Annotated in this window: 3 protein-coding genes; all 3 read right to left on the bottom strand. The window is 45.7% G+C overall.

What is annotated here, in order from left to right; all coding sequences use genetic code 11:
- Nucleotides 1-11: 11 nt before the first annotated feature.
- Nucleotides 12-10,154 (bottom strand): non-ribosomal peptide synthetase, encoded by a 10,143-nt coding sequence (locus tag NST01_RS01990; RefSeq protein WP_341041403.1) that lies wholly within the window; start codon nt 10,152-10,154, stop codon nt 12-14.
- A 62-nt stretch (nt 10,155-10,216) separates the two neighbouring features.
- Nucleotides 10,217-14,050, bottom strand: coding sequence for a non-ribosomal peptide synthetase (locus NST01_RS01985; RefSeq protein ID WP_341041402.1), 3,834 nt, complete (start codon nt 14,048-14,050; stop codon nt 10,217-10,219).
- A 45-nt stretch (nt 14,051-14,095) separates the two neighbouring features.
- The gene (locus NST01_RS01980) at nt 14,096-24,790 is read right to left on the bottom strand and encodes a non-ribosomal peptide synthetase (protein WP_341041400.1); all 10,695 of its coding nucleotides are present in this window, start codon (nt 24,788-24,790) and stop codon (nt 14,096-14,098) included.
- Nucleotides 24,791-24,809: the final 19 nt, after the last annotated feature.

The following is a 24,809-nucleotide window of genomic DNA, read 5'->3' as shown; positions in this document are numbered from 1 at the left end:
TTTTTCTCCTCCTACATCCAATCCAAAATCTGAATCTTGCTTTCTTCCGTCCAAACGCCGACATCCCCTGTCGGATAAAGGTATTCGCCTGTTTGATGTTTGAATGGATGCGGAATTTTATGCGCCTCCATCCAATCGGCTAGCTCTCCAAAAAGTGCTTTGATCTCTTTTGCGCCGATAAAAATATCTCCAGGAAATCCAACCGGCATGAGCTGATGTTCTTCATTCAGGACATATATTTCCGTTTCATAGGCAGGATCATGTACGCCTGCATAAACTTCTTCTTGGTCTGGGTATAGCACGCTGACACATGCGTTTTTCGCCCAATCACTGATCATCCGCTCTTTTTCCTCACTTGTCACAAGTGTGAAGGAAGATAGCGGCGTATCCACTTGTTCTGTCATGGCTTCAAGTGTGTGAATCAGCTGCTGCATCAGCGTTTGTATTTGCTTTTCTGTATATTGATTTAAGTTGTATGTGATCCGAAGCTCCAGCGTATCTCCCGGCACTGCGACAAGGGTTAAGTCATAATTTGTTTCTTCATGACTGGCGATGTCTAAAATGCGTACGCCATACGGCTCAATGGACTCAATCGGATAGTTTTCAAACACGACAATGCTGTGAAACAATGCCTCTCCATTTGGAATTTCCGTCATCTGCTGAATATCTGGCAGTACGGTATACTCGTATTCTCTCATCTGAAAAACGGTTTCCTGTGTATGGGCGAGCAATCGTGCAATCGTCCAGTCCGAATGGATCGGTAAACGAAGCGGCAATGTGTTAATAAAGAGCCCTGTCATGCTTTCCACTTCTGGTAAGTCGGCTGGCCGGCCAGATACGGTCACCCCAAATATGACATCCTCTGCGCCCGAATGAAGGTGCAAGAGCAGTCCCCACGCTGATTGAATCAGTGTGCTCATCGTGACCTTCTGCTTGCCAGTCATCTTCTCCAGCTTCTGCTGCATCTCTGGCGTCAATTTGACGCTGGACTGCGCCATGCTTACTTCTTGGTCTAAAGCATGTTCTTCGCCGTCTCCTGGAAGCGGTGTCGCTTCCTCTACGCCTGACATATAACGCTGCCAGAATTCTTGCGCCTTCTCTTGATCCTGCTTTTGCAGCCATTCGATAAAATCTTTATATGGACGGACTGTAGAAAGACTGATCTCTCGGTCGTCCACAAGAGAGCGATACAGCGCAAAGGATTCCTGAATAAAACTGAACAAACTCCAGCCATCGATTAAAATGTGATGAAAACTAAAGACAAACGTGCATCTTTCCTCATCACAACGGAATAAAGCAATCCGAATTAGCGGTTCATCTATATGGTCTAAATGGAAATCCTTTGAACGATCAGATATTAAAAAGTGTTCGATTGTCTCTTCTTGCTTCGCATCACTCAGGTGGCGCACATCGTGCTGAGTGAGATGGATGCTTCCTTCTGATTGAATGAACTGAACAGGCTCCTTCAGCCCTTCCCAAGCGAATTTTGTTCTCAAAATCGAATGACGTTCTACAAGAAGATTCCAAGCTTGTTCATAGGCATCGCCGTTTGTTAAGCCTTGGAGCGTCATATGCACCTGACCAAAATAAGCTTGTGAGTCTTGATCTAGCAGTGCATGAAACAGCATTCCTTGCTGCATTGGAGACAGCGGATACACATCGACTACATTGTCTGGAAGTTCATCTATTTGCTTTTGCGTGAGCTGAACCATCGGAAAATCAGATGGTGTAAAGCCGCCGCTCGTTTCAACACAATGCGTCAAGATGATCTCCATTTTTTCTTTAAAACGTTCAGGTAACAACCGCACCTCTTGATCTTGCAGCAGTTCACGATTGATCATAAAGTTCATCTGCAACTGACCATCTGTCACATATCCATACACATCGATCAAATGCTGTCTTTCTGCTTTCGGATCGTGAACATGTCCATTTCGTTCGTCTGCTATATACAGCTTGGCTTCGCCATCTGCCTGATCTAACTGACCGAGGTAATTAAAGCTCATCTGCGGCGTTACCGTTTTGAGTAAACGAGATTCTGTCATATATTGAAGCAAACCATAGCCGATTCCCTTTTGCGGCACAGCTCGTAAGGTTTCTTTGACGTCTTTGATTTGTCTTGCAACATCGGTTTGTATAAAAGGAATAAAAATAGGATAAGAGCTTGTAAACCAGCCGACTGTCCGTGACAAATCCATCTGTTCAAATAAATCCTCGCGTCCATGCCCTTCTAACGTGATGAGCATTGGCTTTCCAATGGCTTGCGTGAGTCCTGCTAACAGTAAATCGTTAATCTCTGTTCGGTATGCTTGTGAGGCCTGTCTAAGTAACCTATCTGTTTGTTCCTTTGTAAGCTGAACCGACAGGATCTCTGCATGTTCTTCTATATTAGAAAGCGCAGGCAGTTGGAAAGGAGAACCTTCTTCCTCTTGATCCTTGATTTTTTGCCAAAAAGAGGCCTGCGCTTGTAATTGATCTGTTTGTGCATATTCGTATAAGGCATCTGCCCACTGCTTATAGGAGGCGGTTTTTTTCGCAAATAGGATGTCCTGCCCCGTAGCAAGCTGTTTCAATCCATTTAGTACATCTTCTTGTATCATGCGCCATGATATGCCATCCATGACGAGATGGTGTGCAGCAATAAAGAGCTCAGACGTGTCTTCACCTGTATGAAAAAGAATCGCTTTGATTACTTCTCCGCGCTCTAATGACAATGTTCCTTGACAGGCACTTGTCTCCAAGCGGATTTGTTCCCGTGCTTCCTCCTGAGATACATTCGTCACATCAAAGAATGTGACACATGGTGTGATGCCAGGCTCACGAATGGTTTGAATCCATGTGCCATCTGCCTCTTTTGTATATATAGCTCTCAGCATATCGTGATGATCGACCAGTTTTGAAAGAACCTGTGTTAACTGTTCATGTGGAACAGATCGCTTCATTTCAATATGCGCCGATAGATTCCAATAATCTTGATTGGTCAACGATTGCTCAAAGAACCATGATTGAATCGGGAGAAGACGAACCTCTCCTGTCACAGGTGATTGATCATAGACCGTAGAGACCTCTGACTTTCTCATCGCTTGTGCGAGTTGTGAGATGGTCTGTTTTTCAAATACATCTCTCGGCTGGATGACGTAGCCTTCCTGTGCTAAACGTGCCACCATTTGTATGACAATAATAGAATCACCGCCAAGCTCAAAGTAGTTATCATGGACGCCAATAGAAGGAACGCCTAGCAGCTGAGACCACACTTTTTCTAACACACGTTCTTCCTCAGTAGCTGCTCTATCAATGGCTGTTTCTACTTCTTCTTGTCTCCACTCTGGCGGTGGAAGACGCTTTTGGTCTACCTTGCCATTTGGCGTGAGCGGTAATTCATCCAGCTCTATTAATAGGCTTGGTACCATATAATCTGGCAGGATGTCTTTTAAGTTTTTGCGAATGTCTTGCGTGGTCATGCCGCCTTTTTGGACAAAATAACCGATCAATCGCTTATGACCACTCTCATGCTGATGCGGGATAACGGCACATTCTGTGATGTCATCAAAAGTCAGCATAGCGGCTTCAATTTCTCCACATTCCACGCGGTGTCCGCGAATTTTCACTTGATGATCGATTCTTCCAAGACAGTCAATGATGCCATTTGACAGCCAGCGGCCCATATCGCCTGTTTTATATAAACGCGCTCCTTCTTGGAAAGGATGCGGGATAAATGATGATGCTGTTTTTTCTTCATCTCCAAGGTAACCAAGTGCTAGCCCTGTGCCGCCAACGTAAATTTCGCCGATGACGCCTTGCGGAACTGGCTGCATTTGGTCATCTAATACATAAGCTTGTGAATAAGCAATAGGCTGTCCAATCGGGACCGTCGCCTGATCTTCTTCCAGTGCTCGAATGTGATGCACACAGGAGAATGTTGTATTCTCTGTTGGTCCATAACCATTTAAAAGCCCTTCAGGCAAATACGGTAGTGCTTTTCGGATATGAGCGGCTGATAAGGCATCTCCGCCGATCAATAATGCATGAAGTCCAGATAAAGCTTCTGGATGTTCTTCTGTTAAACGGTTGAACAGCGGCACAGTCAGGAACCCTGTTGTAATCTGATAAGTTTTTAGTGCTTCCGCTAATGTATCCATTGATAAAATGGTATTTCGATCCGTCAGTATGAGCCTTCCCCCGTTTAAAAGGGCACCCCATATTTCATACGTAAATGCATCAAAAGAGAAGCTAGCGATTTGTAAAATGCGCGTTTGTTCATTAAGGGTGACATAGTCTGTTTCACACACAAGCCGGACGACCGCTTGATGCGGGATCAGTACTCCTTTTGGCTGTCCAGTTGACCCCGATGTGTAATTGATATAAGCAAGTCCATCAGGTCTTAGTGCAGCGGGCATGACCTCTGCTTCTGGTAAAAATTCTTCATACCCTTGATCAAGACAAATGAGTTCCGTTTGATGGATGGATACTTTTTTCAGCCATTCATTTTTTGTCAGTAAAAGCTGAATCCCTGTATCTCTCAGCATATAGTCAATGCGTGCATCTGGATATTCAGGATCAATTGGCACATAGGCCCCGCCTGCTTTCACAATGGCCAGCACCCCAAGAATCATTTCAGGCGATCTGTCGATGAGCAGTCCAACTGGTTCATGCGGCGTCACGCCTCGCTGCTGCAAATAGGCTGCTAGACGATCGACTTTCTCATGTAACTCTTGGTACGTCCACTCATCTCCCTGGAACTCGAGCGCCACTGCATGAGGTGTCTTTTTCACTTGCGCTTCAAATCGTTCCGTCATGAGTAACGGACCTTTTGGTTGATCAGTCTTTCCGCTCCATTCATAGAGCAATTGATGCTTTTCTTTCTCTGGCAGGAAATTCACTTGTCTGATCGGCAGCGCTGGATTTTCACAAATTCCTTCAAGCAGGTGCTCGTAGTATGCAAGGAATCGCTCCATCGTGTCATCAGAAAATAAATCCGCATGATACTCAAGTTTTAACTGAAGACCTTCAGCTCCTTCAAACACAAACAAAGAGAGATCAAATTTCGCTGTATCATTATCTTCAATGGCTAAAACTGACGTCGCCTCCCCCATTGGAGAAGCTTCAAGCGGTAGGTTTTGCAGAACAAACATAACTTGAAACAGCGGCTGCTTACTGGCATCACGGACAATATTCAATTCATCGACCACCATCTCAAACGGCACATCCTGATGTGCATAAGCACCGACGGTTGTCTCCTTCACTCGCTCTAATAATTCCGTAAAGGCTGGATTCCCGCTATGGTCGATCCGAAGCGCCAATGTATTCACGAAAAATCCGATTAAATGCTCCATTTCCGTTCGATTTCTCCCAGCAATGACCGAGCCAATGACAAACTCATCCTGTGAAGACAATCGATGTAAAAGTGTAGAGAAAGCCGACAGCAAGGTCATATAAAGTGTGCTGTCTGTTTTCTTAGATAGCTCATCAATCTTTTCAGACAGTGACTTCGACAGTTGATATGTTTTCGTCTTCCCTTCGTAGGATTGAACGGCCGGCCGCGGATGATCATACGGCAATACCAAATCTTCAACAGGTGCCGCAAATTGCTCCTTCCAATAGGTAAGCTGCTTATCTAGTGGCTCTCCTGTCAAATACTCCTTCTGCCACAGTGCGTAATCCGCATATTGAATTGGCAATGCCGGCAAGTGCGGCTCCCGCCCTTCGATCGCCGCTGTATACCACTCGGATAATTCTCTTGCAACAATGCCGATCGACCAGCCATCTGACACGATGTGGTGAATGGACATCAGCAAGATATGCTCTGCGGGTGAAAGTCGAATCAGCTTCACTCGAAAGAGCGCTTCGTGTTCTAATTGAAAAGGTGTGGATGCCTCTTCTTTCGCCCATTCAGCCGCTTTTTGTTCTTTCTCTTCCTGTGACGCTATGCCTGAAAGGTCCATCACCTCAAGCTCTGGAAGGGCCATCTGTTCATGAATGACCTGTACCGGTTCATCCCCGCTCATCGTAAAGGACGTTCTGAGCGATTCATGTCTTTCCACCATATGATGCAGACTTTCCTGAAGCACCTTGATATCTAAAGGCCCATTCATCCGAAACGAAATCGTATTATTGTAAAATGGCAGATCCGGCTCTAATTGATAGAGGAACCACTGTCTTTGCTGGGCATAAGACATCGGAATTTCCTGACCCTTTTCCATTTTTCTCATCGGAATCACTTCATCTGCTTTGGCATTTGAATCGATCCAGTCTGCTAATTCTCCGAGTCTCGTATGTTCAAACAACACAGCAAGTGGCACGTCAAACCCTGTTTTTTGTCTAACCGCAGACAGCATTTGCGTCGCCTTCAGCGAATGACCTCCTAGTAAAAAGAAATGATCGCCGCAGCTGACATCCGAGACATCGAGCAACTCTGACCAAATGTGTGCGAGCAGTTTCTCCGTTTCTGTGTGAGGTGCTCTGTTGTCTGAATCCATTCCGCTTTCCTCTATTAATTCATGAAAATATGCCTCGTCTGGCGATCCATCTTCTGTTTCTTTCCAATATTCCTCAGGAAACAAATGCACGGCATATTCACCAGATAGACGGGACTGTAAACACGTATGAATCGATTGATAAAGCCGCTCTTCCACCGCCTTTGTTTGATCAGTTTTGAAAAAGACGTAAAAGGTCTGCTCTGTTTGCATCTCCGCATCCGCATGGATCATCTCGTGAATCTCTTTCTTCGATCGATCCAATCCCGTATAAATGAGCGGAGCATCTGTCATCAGACATGCGAGCATTGTTTGGAAGCCTGCCTGCTTTGAAATTGGTAGATAACCTCTTTCTTTTAACATGCCTTTTATCATGGAGCCTTCACTCATTCCAATCTCGTCCCACATGCTGAAACTAAAGCAATATGGCTTCACTGTAGATGTCAGCTTCTGATAATGAGCAAATTGTTCCACGAACTCATTGGCAGCGCAATAGGCGCCGACAGTCATACCGCCCTTTAGCGTTCGGGCTGACGAGCTGGAAAGAAATAAAACATTCCTGCGTTTGGAGGCAGCTTCATGAAGCGCAATCGTTCCATATACCTTCGCTTCGTACATGTCATTCAGAGACACAGATGTCATATCAGCAAGCAGTTCTTCTTGAATAATACCTGCGAAATGAATGATGCCATCCAGCCTTCGATTTCCGGCGACCTCATGTCTAGAGATGATCGCTTCTACCTCTTTTTCAGCCGTGATGTCTGCTTTCTCATAAAGAACCTTGCCGCCATGCACTTTTGCCTGCTTTTCTAGCAAAGACAATGTCTCTTGCTGGTCACTAGAAAGTGCCTCTCTCTCTTTCCTTCCAAGCAATACGAGATGTGCTTGATAAGATGTCAGTAGGTGTTCACTGACTAAACGGCCAATTCCGCCTAGCCCGCCTGTTATGACATAAAGCCCAGATGATTCAAATGGCGGCTCTTTCCTTTTCTGTTCCTTTTCCAAATGAAGAGGTGCTAAAAAGGGAATATAACGAACACCTTGACGATAAGCAGCAACATGACGGTCTTGGTCATGTGTGAGTTCTGCCATCATCGCCATTGCATGAGAATGACTAGATACCGATTCTGCTAGAGAAAAATCAAGACATTGCACCTTGATAAACGGCCATTCATGCTGAATTGCTGTCATCAGTCCTACTGTCGTTGCTTTTTCTACATCGTGGATATGATCCCCCGGCACATTCATCGCATGGGCTGAGACAAAAGTGATGGCCACCTGCTCCTCATAGACGGAAATGGCTTTTGTTAAAAATAATGCACTCATGCTGCCCGTTTTCTGCGCTTGTTTTGCCTTGGACACATAAAGCTTGTCTTCTTGGTTTGTATAGTTCCAAAGGTGAATGATGTGTTTCACCGAAACGCCATACGAACGGAGCGTCTCAAAGAGTTGTTCGTAGTCAGACGGCCGATTCGGGTGGATGATGAAGTGAGTGTGTGTGAGTTGTTTGAACGCTTGACCCGGTTCAACCGTAATGTATGTTTGTTCACTGTTTGCAAAAGATTTCAATTGATCTGCCAGTCCTAATGGATCTGCAAAGATCACAACGTCCCCTATGATCTGCTTGTCAGCTGCATCAAGTGGAGCAGGTATCCACTTCTTTTGATAACTCCAATCAGGCAAGGTATGTTCATTTTCAAGTCTCATGTCCATTTCCATGATCATTTCATCAAATTCGCCTTCTTGCCATCTTGTCTTGAGCTGTGCCCTTTCTATTTTTCCAGAGCTTGTTTTGGGAAATGCATGCTTCTGGACAGGAATGATGCGAGATGCAGACAAGCCCATTTTTGTTGCAATATGGGATTTAATGTGCTGACTTGCCCTCATAATATAAGCTGGCTCATACAGCTTCGGTGTAAAAAAGAGAATCAGTTCATCGGATGCAGAAGCCTCCATTCGGACGGAACAAGCAGCCACAAAGCTCGTTTCTACTCCCGGTACTTCCTCTGCTATGGCTTCAATTTCATAGTTGTGATAGTTTTTCCCGTTGATGATAATCATGTCTTTTTCTCTACCGGTTAGTGTCAGCCTTCCTTCGTGCAGGAAACCTAAATCACCCGTGTGAAACCAGCCATCCGCTTGAAATACTTCTTGATTCGCTTCGTCATTCCGGTAATAGCCCTTCATGGTGGTTGGACCTTTTATTTGCACACGGCCAATATGATCTTCTGGAAGAAGCTCATGCTGATGATTGACGATGCGTATCGTGATACCTGGAATCGGTTTGCCCAACTCTGTAAAGCTGACGGTTCCTGTCTCACGTGCTTCTGCTGGTCTTAGCTGCTCTGTCAGCGACGTTTCCTCAAAAGTCAGAACCCCGCTGTTTTCATCTCCACGCTCAATCGCAAAGGAAAACACAACCGCTGATGAGATTTCAGACATGCCAAAAGCCGGTCTGATCACATCTCCCTTTAAGCCGTGCGGAGCAAGCAGGTGTAGAAATCGGTGGATGGTTTTTGGCACGACCGCCTCTGCCCCATTGATCATGCAGGTCATCGCCGACAGATCCCAAGATCCTGATGAAATCTCTTTCTCATAATCATTGATCATCGCAAATGCAAAGTTAGGTGCCCACGTCTTCGTTGCACGGTAGCGGTCCATCCAGTCAAGCCACCGCAGCGGCTGAGCGATAAAGTCATCTGTTCTTGCCCGAATCTGCTCGCAGCCTGTGTACACATTGACAAGGTGGAACATCACGATGCCACCAATATGATCTAAAGGCATCCAGTCTAACGAGACATCCTCTTGTGTAAATTGATTTGCTGCCACTGTTCCTTTGACGTTCGCCAGCACACTTCTATGGGAATGCTCTACACACTTTGGCATCCCTGTACTTCCAGACGTTAAGATAAAGAAGACGGAATCATCTGGCGCGGCAGGGTGAGCGGCTGTATCTCTTTCTAATGTCAGCATCGGCTCAACTGCTGCGACACGTAATTGGTCTGTATGCCACAGTAAGGCTAACCCTTGCACCTCCTCGATCAGTGAGTCATCTGTTAGGATGAGCGGATGCTCGAGCAGCTTCCAAGCGTGATGAAGCTTCTTCACTGCAGCATTCATCTCCCGATAGGTTGGGGCAGCCGACACAAGCGTTGGAACAAATCCGCCTAATACACATGCCCAAAAGGCAGTGACCATGGCATGATTCGATGAGAATTGAAAGAAAACAGGATCGCCTGCCTTAAGCCCCAGTGCCCTTAAACCAGTCAGAACCCTCTCGGCGTCCCCTTGTAACTGCGCATAAGATTGTGTGAGTTCGTTCTTGCTATTCACGATATACGTAAGCCCATTTGTCGTTTTTGCAGCCTCTGTTAAGACTTCCTGTAAGGTCTGTGCGCCTTGTGTGACGTCGAGATCCCCTCCATAGGAAAGAGCGGGCGGCATATCGGCCAAAGCAGGTACAGCCTTTTGCGTCTGTATCGCTTCCGCTGCGGCCTCCTGCTCAATGTGCTTGTCGAGAAATAAATGAGAGAGGTGATACGGCCGCGGTCGAATGGTTTTTTCACGTGAAAAAACAGCGAAGCGTTCGATTTCGTTGGTTTGTAAAATGGTTGTCTTTACATCTTGTAAAATCGCATCCATTGATTCATGTCTACTCGTTTGGTTAATGGTTGATGGTTTCATATGAGTTCCTTTCCTTTTTTGTTAGGCAGGACTGCAAGGCTGCATCCTGCCTAATCTAAAGTTTACAAGACTCGTTCTCTATTTGTTTGATTGACAATATGTTTGATCAGCTTTGCATTTTGAGCTGCACATTCTTTCTGTTTGAACATATCAGCATGCCGGCCATAGCCTTGGTATTGGGTAAAAGATCCGGCCGTTGCCTGTGTCCACTCTTCCATCCAGTCCGGGATCGCTATTTGTTCTTCAGATTGGATGAACGTAATATCTGCCTGTATTTTGCCTTGATTCACCCCCTTAACAAACGTTTCATAGTAGGCGCGCGTCTTTTGGGCAAGCGCTTCTTGAACGATCTCCCCTTGAGCAAGCTCGCTTTGTTTCGTTTGATGAACAATCGCTTCAATATCATCATCAATGGATCGTCCTTCTAAATCACTTTCTCCAATTTTCTTATAGGAATCGATCATGATGACCTTCTCGACTGTCCGTCCTACTTGTTCAAGCGCTTGAACAAGCTCAAAGGCGAGGTAACATCCGCCTGAGTACCCCATCAACGTCAGCGGCCCTTTTGGCTGAAGGTGCTGAATATGCTGAACGTACTGCGCCATTCGGTTATTCGTTTCAATAAAATCAAAAGCGACTAGCCGAACATCATCAAGCGTTTTTGCTGCTTCCTGATAGATAAAGCCGTAGCCTGGTAATGGCGGAAGAGCAAAGACTGTTGATGTTTGAGATTCATTGAATACAAGATAGCCAGCGGTTTCCCCGTCCTGATGCTGAATATAATGACTAAGCGCTTCAATCGTCGGGGTCTCAAACAACAAATGGATCGGCACCTGAACCTCAAACTCTTTTGATACTTTGGACAAAAGAGACATTGCTTTTAAAGAATGTCCGCCAAGCTCAAAGAAATGGTCATCTGTGCTAATATCCTCTCGTTCAAGTACTTCCCGCCACATTACCAGCAGCTTTTGTTCCACTTCATTTGCGGGCAGTTTCACACGGCGGTTTCCTTGCGGTGCCTCTGGTTTTGGTAGCTGGCGTTTATCAACCTTCCCGTTTGGCGTAAGTGGGAGGTTCTCCAGTTCAATCAGCTCATGAGGCAGCATATAAGCTGGAAGACGCTCTTTCAGCCCTGATTTGATGTCATCGAGTTTGCCTTTCCATGCATCATCACACGTGATATAGGCAAGCAGCCTTGTATGATTGGTTTCATCATGATCCGCTAGGAGTACAGCTTGTTTTACACCTGGGTGCATGAGAAGGTTGGCTTCAATTTCTGTCAGTTCAATTCGGTGTCCTCGAATTTTCACCTGATCATCAACTCTGCCTGCATACTCAATCAGACCGTCTTCTCGAAAGTAAGCTAAATCCCCCGTGCGATACAGGCGCTCACCCGCAGCGAATGGATGGGCGATAAAGACTTGTTTTGTCAGATCAGGACGATTCAAATACCCTTTTGCCAGTCCTTTGCCGCTCAGACAAAGCTCTCCAACCATTCCAATCGGCTGAAGCTGTCTGTGCTCACTCAATATATAAGCGCCCGTCTGGTTGAGCGGCTTCCCAATTGGAATAGAACGTGCCTCTAAAGGGATCGCTTCATCTATCGGATAATATGTGGCAAAAACCGTTGATTCGGTTGGTCCGTATACATTCAACAATCTGCCTTTTCCCATCACATCAAAGGCTTTTCTCACATGCTGAACCGATGCCCTCTCTCCCCCAAACAGCACCTTACGCACACCGCGCATCCAGTCTGTTCCTTCATCAACGAGAAGATGGAATAAAGCGGTTGGAACAAACATGACAGAAATATGCTCTCCTTTTATCAACTCAGTGAGCTTCCCCATATCTAAAATGGTTTCTTTTTGCGGCAGGACAAGCTTTGCTCCGTTTAAAAGCGCACCATATACATCAAATGTAAAGCCATCAAATACGCTATTTGATAACGACAGCAATGTATCTGTTTCTAAAATGGTTAAATAATTCGTATTTTTGACCACCCGGGCAATATTGGAATGGGTCGTCATGATGCCTTTTGGCTGTCCGGTTGTTCCAGATGTATACATGATGTATGCCGTATCATCTAAACCAGCTTCAAGTGGCAGATTCTCTGAGCTCATCAGTAAAATTTCTTGATCATCTGCAAAAAGATACGTGCCATCAAATGCGAGTGACCTCGTCTGACTGATAAAGGATGAATGAGTCAGAAGATGCGTCGCTCCGCTATCTTTCAGCATATATTGGATACGGCTTTCTGGATAATCTGGATCAATCGGCACATAGGTGGCACCTGCTTTTAAGACAGCGAGTAAGCTGACAATGAGTTCAGGTGTCCGCTCTGCTAAAATGGCGGTCACCGTTTGATGACCCACCCCATTTTTTTGCAAATGCCTTGCCAGTCGATTGGCTTGTTCGTTCAGCTCCGCATATGTCATCGTGTGATCACCTGCTGATAATGCCACTGCATTCGGCTGTTTTCGGACATTATGCTCAAACCACTTTGTCAAATAAAGCTGATCATGCTCCAGCTCAGGTGCATTCCATTCCTCTAACATTCGCTGTTTTTCCTGCTTTGTCACAAGTGTCAGTATATGAACTAACTGATCTGGATGTTTGATGGCCCCTTTGATCAAAAGGGTCAGCTGATCCTTTAATTTATGGACAAATGCAGGATCAAATGCACGCTGATTAAAGGCCAGCTTCAGCTGCAATTGTTCCCCGGGCGACGCCAGTAAATTGAGATCATAGTTCGATTTCTCATAGACATTCATGTCTTCTACTGTAAAGCCAAGCAGTGACTCCTGCTCGTCTTTCTTTGCAGCAGGGACATTCTCAAACACCACAATATGATCAATGAGCTGCTGCTGACCTGCCTTAGCCTGAATATCATAAATCGGGATATATTGGTGCGGTTCAGCCGCTAAAGACTGCTGCTGCGTTTCTGATAATAGAGAACGGAACGTCATTTGGTCTGTCAGCTGAATTCGTCTTGGAATGACATTGATGAACAACCCCACCATCCGGTCCACACCAGCTAAATCTGCCGGACGTCCTGACACAACCGTTCCAAACAACACATCGTTTGAGCGCTGATACCTGCTTAGTAAAATGGACCAAGCCGATTGAAGCGCACTGCTTAACGTGGCATTCTGCTGCAAGGCTAACTCTGATAAAGCAGCAGTTTCTTCTTTACTCATGGCCCATTCGATTTCGCCTAATTCATGCTCATTTGTTTGCTTTTGCTGTTCTTTAAAAGTCGACTGCCCCTCAAAACCAGCCAAAGATTGCGTCCAATATTCAAGTGAGGCTTGTTTATCTTGTTTTTCCAGCCATTGAATATATTCTTTATATGGCTTGACTGGCTCCAGCCTATAAGGGATGTCATGCAAAAGTGCATGATAAATCGCAAACAATTCCTGCACAACTAGGCCAAAACACCAGCCATCTAGAAGGATATGGTGATAGCTCCATATCCAGCGATAGCTTGAAGGACCCGTTTGAAAAACAGAGGCCCGCATGAGCAGATCCTTCGAGAGATCAAATCCTCTCAGCTGATCCTTTTGTTTAAAACGATCAATACGTTCAAGCTGTTCACTTTCAGAAAGATCCTGTATGTCCACAACATCAAGCTGGAAAGGTCGATTCTTTAATACAACTTGGACAGGACGCTTCACTTTTTCGTGGAGGAACACGGTACGAAAAATATCGTACCGTTCCACAATGATATTCATGCTTTTCTCAAGCAGATCAGACCGAAGTGTGCCTTTCACGTTCATATCCATTTGTTCTACATAAAAACCTTTTTCTTGATGATGGAGGGTATGAAACAGCATTCCTTCTTGCATCGGTGACAGATAGTACATATCTTGAACTTGATCCCTTTTAAATTGACTCATCTATTTCATTCCTCCTTCCCCTTTTTCATGACTGATCTAGTGGTGTTAGGTCAATTTCTCCTCAAGCATGTCAAAGATATCGTCCATTTCATCCATTTCAAGGTCTGCAGCCGAGAAGTCACTTGGTGTAAATTCTCGCTCTTGATGCGCTAAGCAATGGGTGATGATGGATCTGATCTTCTCCTTCAACAATGCGATGAACTGCTGTATCGTTTGTTCTTCATATTCACTTGCACAATATGAGCACGACAGAATGAATTGATTGTGCTGAACAAGACCGCTGAGGTTCAGCTTATAAACAGCTTCAGATTCAGGGCTTGCTTGACGGCCCATATCATAGGTTGAGGGCCCAAAGAGTTCTGTCGTCACTTCCTGATCAATCTGCCCAAGATAGTTCAAGCTGATTTCAGGCTGCACGTGTTTGACTGACGGTTCGGATGGTGTCATGTATCTTAAAATACCGTAACCAATCCCTTTATTCGGTACACGCCGCAGCATCTCTTTCGTTCCTTTGATAGCGTCTGCAATGGTCTGATTCGGTTTCGCTTCAAGAACGACTGGATACATGCTCGTAAACCAGCCAACTGTGCGGGATATATCTAATCCTGATAAAATGTCCTCTCTTCCATGACCTTCAAGCTGTACATGTACATGAGATTGACCTGTCCATTCCTGAACGGCCAGCCCAAGCGCACATAGAAGAATATCATTCATTTCTGTTGTGTACGGAAGATGGATATTCGTTAACAGATGCTCGGTTTCTGCTTCTGTCAGCTGCATTTTGACCGCTTTCGTATCCGCGACTTTTCTTTCTTTTACTTCATGGTCAACAGGTAAAGTCGTAAACGGTCTATTTTCAATCGCTGCCCAATACTCCTTCTGGTTTTTTAGCAGCTGTGACTGCGCATATCGTTCAATCGCTTCTGCCCATTCTTTGAAAGAGTGCGTTTTTGGCGGCAGAACCATCGTTTCTCCTTTTTCTGCCTGATGATAAAGAGACATAAAGTCTTCTAGTAAAATCCGGCAAGAAACGCCGTCAATCACAAGATGATGTGTGATGATGAGTAAGTGATCACCGTTTTCTGTATGGAAACAAATCACTTTCATCAATGGACCCTTTTCAAGATTCAGTTGACGCTGATACTCATTGGCGTATGTGGAAATCGCCTGTTTCACATCTTGCGCTTTTGAAACATCACAAGAAATAATTGAAAATGGTTCTGTCAACTCCCGCTGATTGTATTGCAGCATGTCATCATGCTCCTGTCTGAACACCATGCGCAGTGCATCATGATGTGAGAGCAGTTTTTGCAGAACTTGTTCTGTGACAGCCAAGTCAAACCCTTTTGGTGCATGAAGCATCATTGAGAGATTCCAGTGGTGCTGGTGATCAAAGTTCCGTTCAAAGAACCAGCGCTGAATCGGTGTTAAAATGACCTCTCCTTCCACAGCTGACTGATCAGCTGTGAGAAGGTCCGCTTCTTCGATATATGGGCGAAGCTCCGCAATCGTTGGGTATTGGAAAAGCAGTTTCATATCGAGCTTCCAGCCTTCTTGCGTGAGTCTGCTTGCCATCTGGATGCCTTTAATCGAATCTCCGCCAAGGAAGAAGAAGTGGTCGTGAATACCAACTTGGCTGACGCCAAGTACATCTTCCCAAATGCCGCAAAGTAGTGCTTCCACTTCATCTCTTGGGGCTTCGTATGCTGTTTGATTCGCTTCCACATCAGGTGCTGGCAGTGCTTTGAGATCCACTTTGCCATTTGCCGTCATTGGCAGTTGGTCTAGCTTGATGATCCATGATGGCACCATATATTCAGGCAAGATGCGCTTTAAGCTTTCTTTCAGCGCAGCCGTTTCTGCATCTGTAATGACGTAAGCGACAAGAGCGTCTTGATCACTTGCGTCTTTGACCGTTGTCACGACGGCTTCTTTCACTTCATTTAGCGCAAGGAGCTGCGCTTCAATTTCTGATAGCTCAATACGGAATCCGCGGATGCTCACTTGATGGTCTTTTCTACCGAGATAGATCAGTTCGCCATCCTCTGTCCACTTCACCAAATCACCTGTACGGTACATGCGCTCTCCTGGATAAAATGGATCTGGGACAAACCGTTTGTCCGTTTCCTCTGGTAGATTCCAGTAGCCTCTTGCCAGTCCTTTCCCTGCAATCACGAGCTCACCCGGTACGCCTTGCGGCGAGAGATCATATAACGAACCCATAATGTAAAAACGAGTATTGGCAATCGCTGTTCCGATAGGAAGCGTGCCTTGATCTGGATCAATGATCCCGCTTGTCGCCACGACCGTATTTTCTGTTGGGCCGTAGTTATTCACGAGTTTGTATGGAACGGGCTTCACCTGTTTCAGCTTGTCCCCGCCTGTCAGTAAGTAACGGAGAGAATGATTGTCCATCGACATAAACTGCTCACATAGCTGTGTTGGCAGGAATGCAATGGTGATGCCTTCGTGATTAAAATACGAATTGAGCTTGATCATATCGAGGCGAATCGCTTCATCGATGATATGGAGCTCTGCGCCGGCGATCCACGTCGGGAACATCTCCCAAATGGAGGCATCAAAGCCAAAGCCGGCATATTTGGCGGTTCGGTCTTGTTTCGTCACCTGGAAAGCATCATTGTGCCAAAAAGCAAGATTGACAAGAGACTGATGCTCGACCATGACACCCTTCGGCTGTCCAGTCGTTCCAGATGTGTAAATCATATAAGCGAGATCCGTTGGTTTGACAGGAACCTGAATCTCGTGCGCTTCTCCTTCTACTGCCTCTTCTATGAAGAGGGTATGACCTGTGAAAGAAGGTGGTGCAGTGAGCTCTTTCTGAATCAGAAGGACCTCTGCCCCGCAATCTTCCAGCATGTAGGCAATGCGCTGCGCTGGATAATCGGCATCAATCGGCACGAATGCCGCACCTGCCTTGAGCACACCGAGAACAGCGGCTGTCATCTCGAGCGATGGACGCGTGAGAATGCTGATGCGGTCTCCCGGTTTTGTGCCGGTGGAAATGAGTCTTGCGGCGACTGTATTCGCCCGGTTGTTCAGTTCTTCATACGTCCAGCTTGTGCCGCAGAAAGTTGCGGCTTTTTGATGAGGTACTTCTTGTGACTTCGCCTCAATCAATGTATGAACCGTTTGATCTGTCGGGACATCTAGGACAGGTCCGGACCATTCATCAAGCAGATGTCGCTCTTCTTCTTTTGTTAAGATGGAGATGGTCGAGATCGACTGATTCAATTTCGCAAGCATTTCGTCTATGATTCGCTCAACATATTGACTCCATCGCTGAATGGTACTCTTTTTAAATAGTGCCGCTGCATATTCAAAGCGCAAGCCCACTTGATCTTGTTCCTCAAAGACACCGAGCGTTAAATCAAATTTTGCCTGAACGGCTTCTTGCTGTTTGTGCGAAAGCGTAAGTCCATTCAATTCCGGTAACGTCAGATCACGCTCATCCGTTGTCATCATGACACTAAACAACGGGTTGCGGCTCGTGTCTTTCGGAAGGTCTAACTGCGCGACCAAATCCTCGAATGGGAATCCTTGATGTTCATAAGCTGATAGATTGTGATCTCTTATTTTTTCTAGCAGATGCTCTGCAGTTTCTTCTAACTGAACGTCATGTCGAAGGGCCAGTGTATTCACAAACATGCCCGGAATCCGTTCGATTGACGCATGTGTACGTCCAGCCGTTACAGCCCCTATGACGATGTCATGCTGCCCAGTCAATTTATGAAGGAGAATGGCAAAGGCCGTTTGCATCACCATGTTCAAACTCACATTTTTTTCAGCCATGAGCGCTTTGACATGCTGCGCCTTTTCAGCAGACAGCCATCTATCAACCCGGCCTCCTGCAAATGACTGCACGCTAGGCCGCGGGAAATCAAGCGGAAGTGCTAAGTCTTCTGGCGGCTGTGCATATTGCTCCAGCCAATACTGCCGCTGTTTTTCAAGTGCTGCTTGCTGTTCTTCCTCTTGCTGCCATACCGCATAATCCTTGTAGTGCAACTGAACTGGCGGTAACGTCTTATGCTCATACAACTCCGCTAATTCTTGAATAAGCAGACTGCGTGTCACTCCGTCTGCGATGATATGGTGCATATCCATCATGAACACATATTTGTCATCAGACAGCTTTGCCACTTTCGCTCTCATTAGAGGTGCTTGATGTAATGAGAATGGTGTCATGAAGTTGTCTACGACGGATTGTACCTGATCGCTTTCTACTTCAACCATCTGTAACGTAAACGGTACACGGCGATAGATTTTTTGGACGGGACTGCCGTCAATTTCAACAAAGGCTGTCCGCAATGACTCATGTCTATCAATTAAAGCTTGAATCGCTCCTTCTAGCTGCTTCAGATCAAGGTTTCCTTCCATCATGAAAACGGCTGGCATATGGTAGGTGACGGATTCTGGATGTAACTGCTGTAATACGTACATTCGCTTTTGTGCGGAAGAGACTGGATAGAAATCTTGCTTTTCCGCTGGCTGAATCGATGTGACGAGCGAAGCATCAGCTTCTTCCAAATAGGCAGCTATCGCACGTATCGTTGGCTTTTCAAAAAGAACCTTGAGTGGAACATGCTGATTCAGTTTGGCTTGCATTTTCGAAATGAGCACCATGCCTTTCAGAGAATGCCCGCCTAATTCAAAGAAATGGTCATCAATGCCGACTTTTTCAATCTCAAGAACATCTGACCACATATCACAAAGCGTCTGCTCAAGCGCCGTTTCTGGTGCTGCATGTGCCGTGCGGTTCATATGTGCCTCATGAGGAAGCGGCAGAGATTTTGCATCCACTTTTCCGTTTTGCGTCAGCGGCATATGATCCACTTTGACAAAATAAGTAGGAATCATGTAATCCGGTAGTGTCTCTGAAAGCTTTTCTCTAAATGTCAGCGTTCCAATGTGATCAGGTGCTGTATAATATAACGCCAGCTCCGGTAAACGAGATGTGTTGATCACTTTGACATACACTTTTTGAATGGTTGAAAGGGCACGTGCGGCATGCTCAATTTCTTGTTTCTCAATTCGATAACCGCGAATTTTCACTTGATCATCTACTCTTCCAAGGAATTCAATCTCTCCATTTGTATGCTGTCTAACCAAATCTCCCGTTCGATACATCCGCTCTTGAGGGAAATAAGGATTTTCAAGAAAACGCTCTGCTGTTAATTCAGGCTGATTCAAATAACCTCTTGAAACACCATCACCTGAAATATAAAGCTCCCCCGGTGCGCCATAAGGAACAAGGCGCTGCTCGCGATTGCATACGAGCGCTCTTGTATGAGCAATAGGCTTTCCGATGATAGAACGCTCCTTTAAAGCGTCCAGCTCATGCGGTGTCATTAGCTTGCTCACTGTACCAATCGTTGTTTCTGTCGGACCGTAATGGTTCATCACTGCCACGCATGGATGCTGCTTCATAAATGTCGCAACATCTTCAGAGACAATCGGTTCTCCTCCCAATACCACAAGCCGTAAAGCGTCAAATGTATGACCCTTCGAATCTGCCATCATATGAAATAAGGATGGTGTCATTTTGATATAAGTCAGCTCTTGTTCATCAATAAAACGCATGAGACGTACAGGGTCTGTATACACGTCTTCACGAGGAATATAGAGTGTCCCGCCTGCTTTTAGAACCGGGAAAATGCTTGTGTAACCAAGATCGTATGCATAAGAAGACAGGAGTGCCGTTCGATCGCATTCTTGTAAAGTCACTTCATGTGTCAACCAATTGACGTAGTGTGATAGATTACGATGCGTGAGCTGTACACCTTTTGGCTTCCCTGTTGTTCCAGATGTGTAAATCACATAAGCCAGTTGATCAACCGATACGTCTGGCAGGTCTAGAGAATCGTTTCGTTGGACGGCTTTCTCCACATGTACGACCTGAATCGACTTGAGATGCTGATACGAATCGCCAAGAGACTCATTTGCCACGATGACTTTTGCCCCTGAATCTTTTAATGTGTAACGAATACGTTCCGCAGGAAAAGCTGGATCAATTGGGACAAATGCACCGCCTGCTTTCATTACACCTAGCATCGAGACAACGACATAGACAGATCGATCAAGAATAAGTGCGACTGTGCTTTCTTTCTCTACGCCTTGCATCTTCAGCTCACTGCAAAGAGCATTGGACATGTGATCTAGTTCACGGTAGGTCAGCTTCCTTTCACCATCCATCACCGCAATGGCATCAGGCGTTTCCATGGCTTGACGTGAAAATTGCACATGGTACGGCTCATGTTGACCTGTTTGTTCTCCATCCCTTTTCTCCAGCCGCTCCATTTGTTCATGCTGATCCAAGAGGTTGAACAAGCCAATTTGTTCATTCGGATGCTGGACCGCCTCACGAATAATCGCAAGAAGATGTGTTCCGAACCGGCGGATGGTTTCCTCTTTAAATAATGCCGTTGCATAGTCTAGGCTTAGTTTTATTTCTCCCTCACGTTCAAATGCTTCTAGAGACAGATCAAATTTGACGGATCGGTGCTGCATTGCATAAGGCGAAATGTTCAGATCGCCGAGCTTTAGTGCAGGAACATCCATGTTCTGCATATTAAACGAAACACTAAAGAGCGGGCTTCGGGTTGTATCACGATCAAGCGGCAGACGCGCGATTAACTCTTCGAGCGGATAGCTTTGATGTGCAAAAGCATCTACACTCGTTTCTTTTATTTCTTTAAGCAGCTGTAAAAATGACTTTGTTTGTTCCGGTTTCCCGCGCATCGCAATGGTATTGATGAACATCCCCGGCATGTCCTGAATATCTGGATGTGTTCGCCCCGCAACAGGAGATCCGACAATGATATCTTCCTGTCCGCTGTAGGAAGCGAGCAGCACTTGAAATGCAGATAACAAGAACATGTACAGCGTCGTATCTGTTTTCTTGAGCAGCTCATGAATACGCTGAGTTGTCGCTTGATCACAGCCAAACATCACCCGTTCTCCAGAAAAATCACGTTCCACTGGACGTGGGTAGTCTGTCGGCAAATCTAAAACCGGTACATCTCCTTCGTATTGCTTCAGCCAATACGCTTCATGCGCACGCTGTTTCTCTGTTTCTTCTTCACTTAACTGCCAGACAGCGTAATCTTTATAATGAATGGCTCTTTCTGCAAGTGCCTCTCCATCATAGGCTTTCGCCAAATCCTGAATGAACGTCTTCATGGAGCTGCCATCTGTAATGAGGTGATGTGCTTCCAAGACTAATAGATGACGATCATGACTCACTTTGAGCAACTGTGCCCGCAGGAGGGGAGCGGCTGTCAAATCAAACGGCGCCTGACGTTCAGCAAGAAATGCCTCGGCCTCTTCTTCCTTTACATCATGGACAGGGAGGTCAAATGCCGCTCTTTCATGTACCCTTTGGACGATGTTCTCGCCTTTCATATGAAAACTCGTTCTTAAGATTTCATGCGTTTGAATCAATTCATCAAATGCTGAGGTGAGCCGCTGATGATCGAGCGTACCTTCAAGCGTTAAGACGATCGGAATATGATAGTTCGTACTCTTAGGTTCAAGTGTTTGTAAAATGTATAAGCGCCGCTGAGCTGGTGACACTGGATAGTCCTCCGCCTTCGCTGCGGGTAAGATCGGATGTCCTTGTTCTTCTTGACCGTCCTGGTCAATGTATGACGCAAGCGATCGAACCGTTGGCTTTTCGAATATCACTTGAATCGGAACTTCCTTTTGGAACACTTCTTGGATTTTGGCTGACATCATCATTGCTTTGAGTGAATGTCCGCCAGTCATGAAGAAATGCTCATCTATTCCCACCGCTTTCCCAAGCAGTTCCTCCCAAATTTGAGCAAGCGCCTTTTCCGTCTCAGTTTCAGGCGGAATGATCCTGACTTCTTCACGATGAGCTTCGTCAGGCGTTGGTAAAGCTTTTCGATCGACCTTTCCGTTTGCTGTAAGCGGGAAAGCATCTAGCTTCATGACGTGATGAGGTACCATATATGCTGGCAGTGCTTGATGAAATAAAGCCCGCACCTCTTCTTCTCTGATCGTTCCCGTATAGTAAGCGGTCATTTCTTTTTCTTCTGAAGGAGACGCATGGATGAGCACAACCGCCTCATCGATCCCCGCCTCTTGTTGAAGAACCGTTTCAATTTCACCGAGCTCAATACGGAAACCACGGATTTTCACTTGATCATCTGTCCGTCCGAGGAATTCGATTTGACCATTTGAACCGTACCTAGCCAAATCTCCTGTTCGATACAAACGCCCTTCTGCCTTGAAAGGATCAGCGATAAATGCTTGCTTTGTTAATTCTGGACGATGGAGATATCCTCTTGAGACACCGTCTCCGCCAACATACAGCTCTCCTGGCGCGCCAATTGGCTGAAGTCTTTGATTGTCATCTAAAATGTAAGCGGACGAATGATTGATCGGCTGACCAATTGGAATCGTGCCCGTTTCATCCCCTCTCACCTCATAAATGGTCGAGATGGTGGTGTTTTCTGTTGGGCCGTACGCATTCAGTAAAACAAGTGATGGATGATTTTTCTTCACAAGCTCTGCACTTTTCACATTGATCACATCACCGCCTGTGATCAATTTGGACAATCCTTTAAACATATGCGGTCGCTGCTGAGCAAGTTGATTAAACAAACCTGTCGTTAAAAAGAGCGCCGAGATTTGATTCGTTTGGATAAAGCGTTCAAACCGGTTGATGTCCAATAACGTGTCACGGTCAACAGGATAAAGCGTTGCACCGTTCAGCAGTGTGGTGAAAATTTCAAAAGTAATGGCATCAAAGCTGACTGCTCCTGTATGTGCCATACGATCCGACTTGTTCAAGCCCAGTGTCTCCTGTGAACATGCCAATCTGACAATATGTTGATGCTCAATTTGAACACCTTTTGGCTGTCCGGTTGACCCCGACGTGTACATGATATACGCCAATTGCGAAGGAGAGGTCTCGACTTCGAATGGTACGATTGACTGATTCGATATGTCCGACACATGAACGGCTTGGATGCTTTCATGAACTGGCGGCTGGCTGTCCGCATAGAGCAAAACGGATGCACCGCTGTCTTCAAGCATAAAGCGGATTCTCTCCTCTGGCTGGGCTGGATCAATTGGTACATAAGCAGCCCCTGCTTGAAGAACCGCTAAAATGGCGATCACTGCTTCAGCAGATCGATTCATATACACTGCGACGGCATCTTCTTGTTTCACTCCGCTATCAATCAAATGTCCCGCAACACGATGGATTTCTTGGCCGAGTTCTTCATAGGTGAATGCCCGCTCTCCTTCGACTAACGCCAGATGGTCTGGCTGCGTTTGAATGCGTTCTTTCAGAAGCTCAGGAATAGACAGATGCTTTGGATAATCTCGTTCTGTCTTGTTCCATGTTTCAATCTGCTGTTTTTCTTCTTCCGTGATACACGTCACGTCATGAAGGCGAACTTCCGGATTCTCGATGATCTGCTTCATGAGGTTGGTCAGGTGTTTCGATATTTTTTCAATGACCTCTTCCTCAAAAGCCACCGCATTATATTTGATTTTCAATGTCCATGTTTCACCTGGATATACGAGGACATTTAGATCGAAATTCGTTTGTTCAAATCCGTCTTTTACATCAATGGAAAACCCTAGACGTTCCGACATGGTGTCACCAGATAGCTCTTGATCTAAAGGATAGTTCTCAAACCCGACCAAGTGATCGAAGAGTTGTCCTCCTGCAGCTGTCTGTTGCTGAATGTCATAAAGCGGCATAAAATCATAGTTTTCCGCTTCCAGCGCATGCTGCTGAACTTTTTGAAACAGCTGTTTGAAGGTGTCTTCGTGATTCATTTCTACCCTGACCGGTATTGTATTGATAAAAAGTCCTGCCATCTGTTCTATACCAGCCACACTTGGTGGCCTGCCAGATACGACTGTTCCGAAAGTGACATCATGTGCCGCATGGTAAGTGCCTAAAAGAACCGACCAAACAGCCTGGAATAGATTTGGTGCTGTCACTTGGCAATTCCTTGCGATCTCTTGAATGCTTCTGACCATTTCAGCATCCCATGTGAACGTCCATTCCTGATGGTCATATTGTCCGTTCGCTTCTTTTTGCTGCAAAAGCCCTTGATGCTGAATCGCACCGTCTAAGCGATCCTTCCAATAGCCTTCCGCTGCTTGTTGATTTTGCTTGCCAAGCCACTGAATATAATCTGCATAAGGTTTTCCTTGTGAGCGATCCGGCGTTTTGCCGTTCCGATAAGATTCGTAGTAATGAAACAATTTTTTCATCAAAACTCCCATGGACCAACCATCCATGATGATGTGATGGTTGCTCCAAATGAGATGCCAGTTTGTTTCATTCAGTTGAAAAACAGCGACCTTCAATAACAAATCATTCGTTAAATGGAAGCCTTGCTTTCTCACTTGCTTTTTATATTGATCTAGTACCTTTTGCTGTTCCTGATGGTTCAGGTGAGATAGATTCTCTCTATACACATCTAGATTGCGCTCTGCCAGTACAACCTGTCGAGGCTTCTGTAATTGCTGATAGACAAAGGCTGTACGTAGAATGTCATATGTGCCGATGAGCTCATTGAGACTTTTTTCAAAAAGATCGAGATCAAACTCCCCTCTTATTCCAAGCTCCAGCTGTGTGAAATAAGAGGACGAATTAGGGTCTAGCATGGCATGATATAACATGCCTTCTTGCATTGGTGTTAAAGGATATACCTTTTGAATCTTCTGTTTGCTCATAGTCCACCTCTTCGTTTGC

Origin of the sequence: Bacillus sp. FSL R7-0166, assembly GCF_038008935.1 — a bacterium.
GTDB lineage: Bacteria > Bacillota > Bacilli > Bacillales > Bacillaceae > Bacillus > Bacillus altitudinis.
This window is presented reverse-complemented; position numbering and strand designations above follow the sequence as displayed.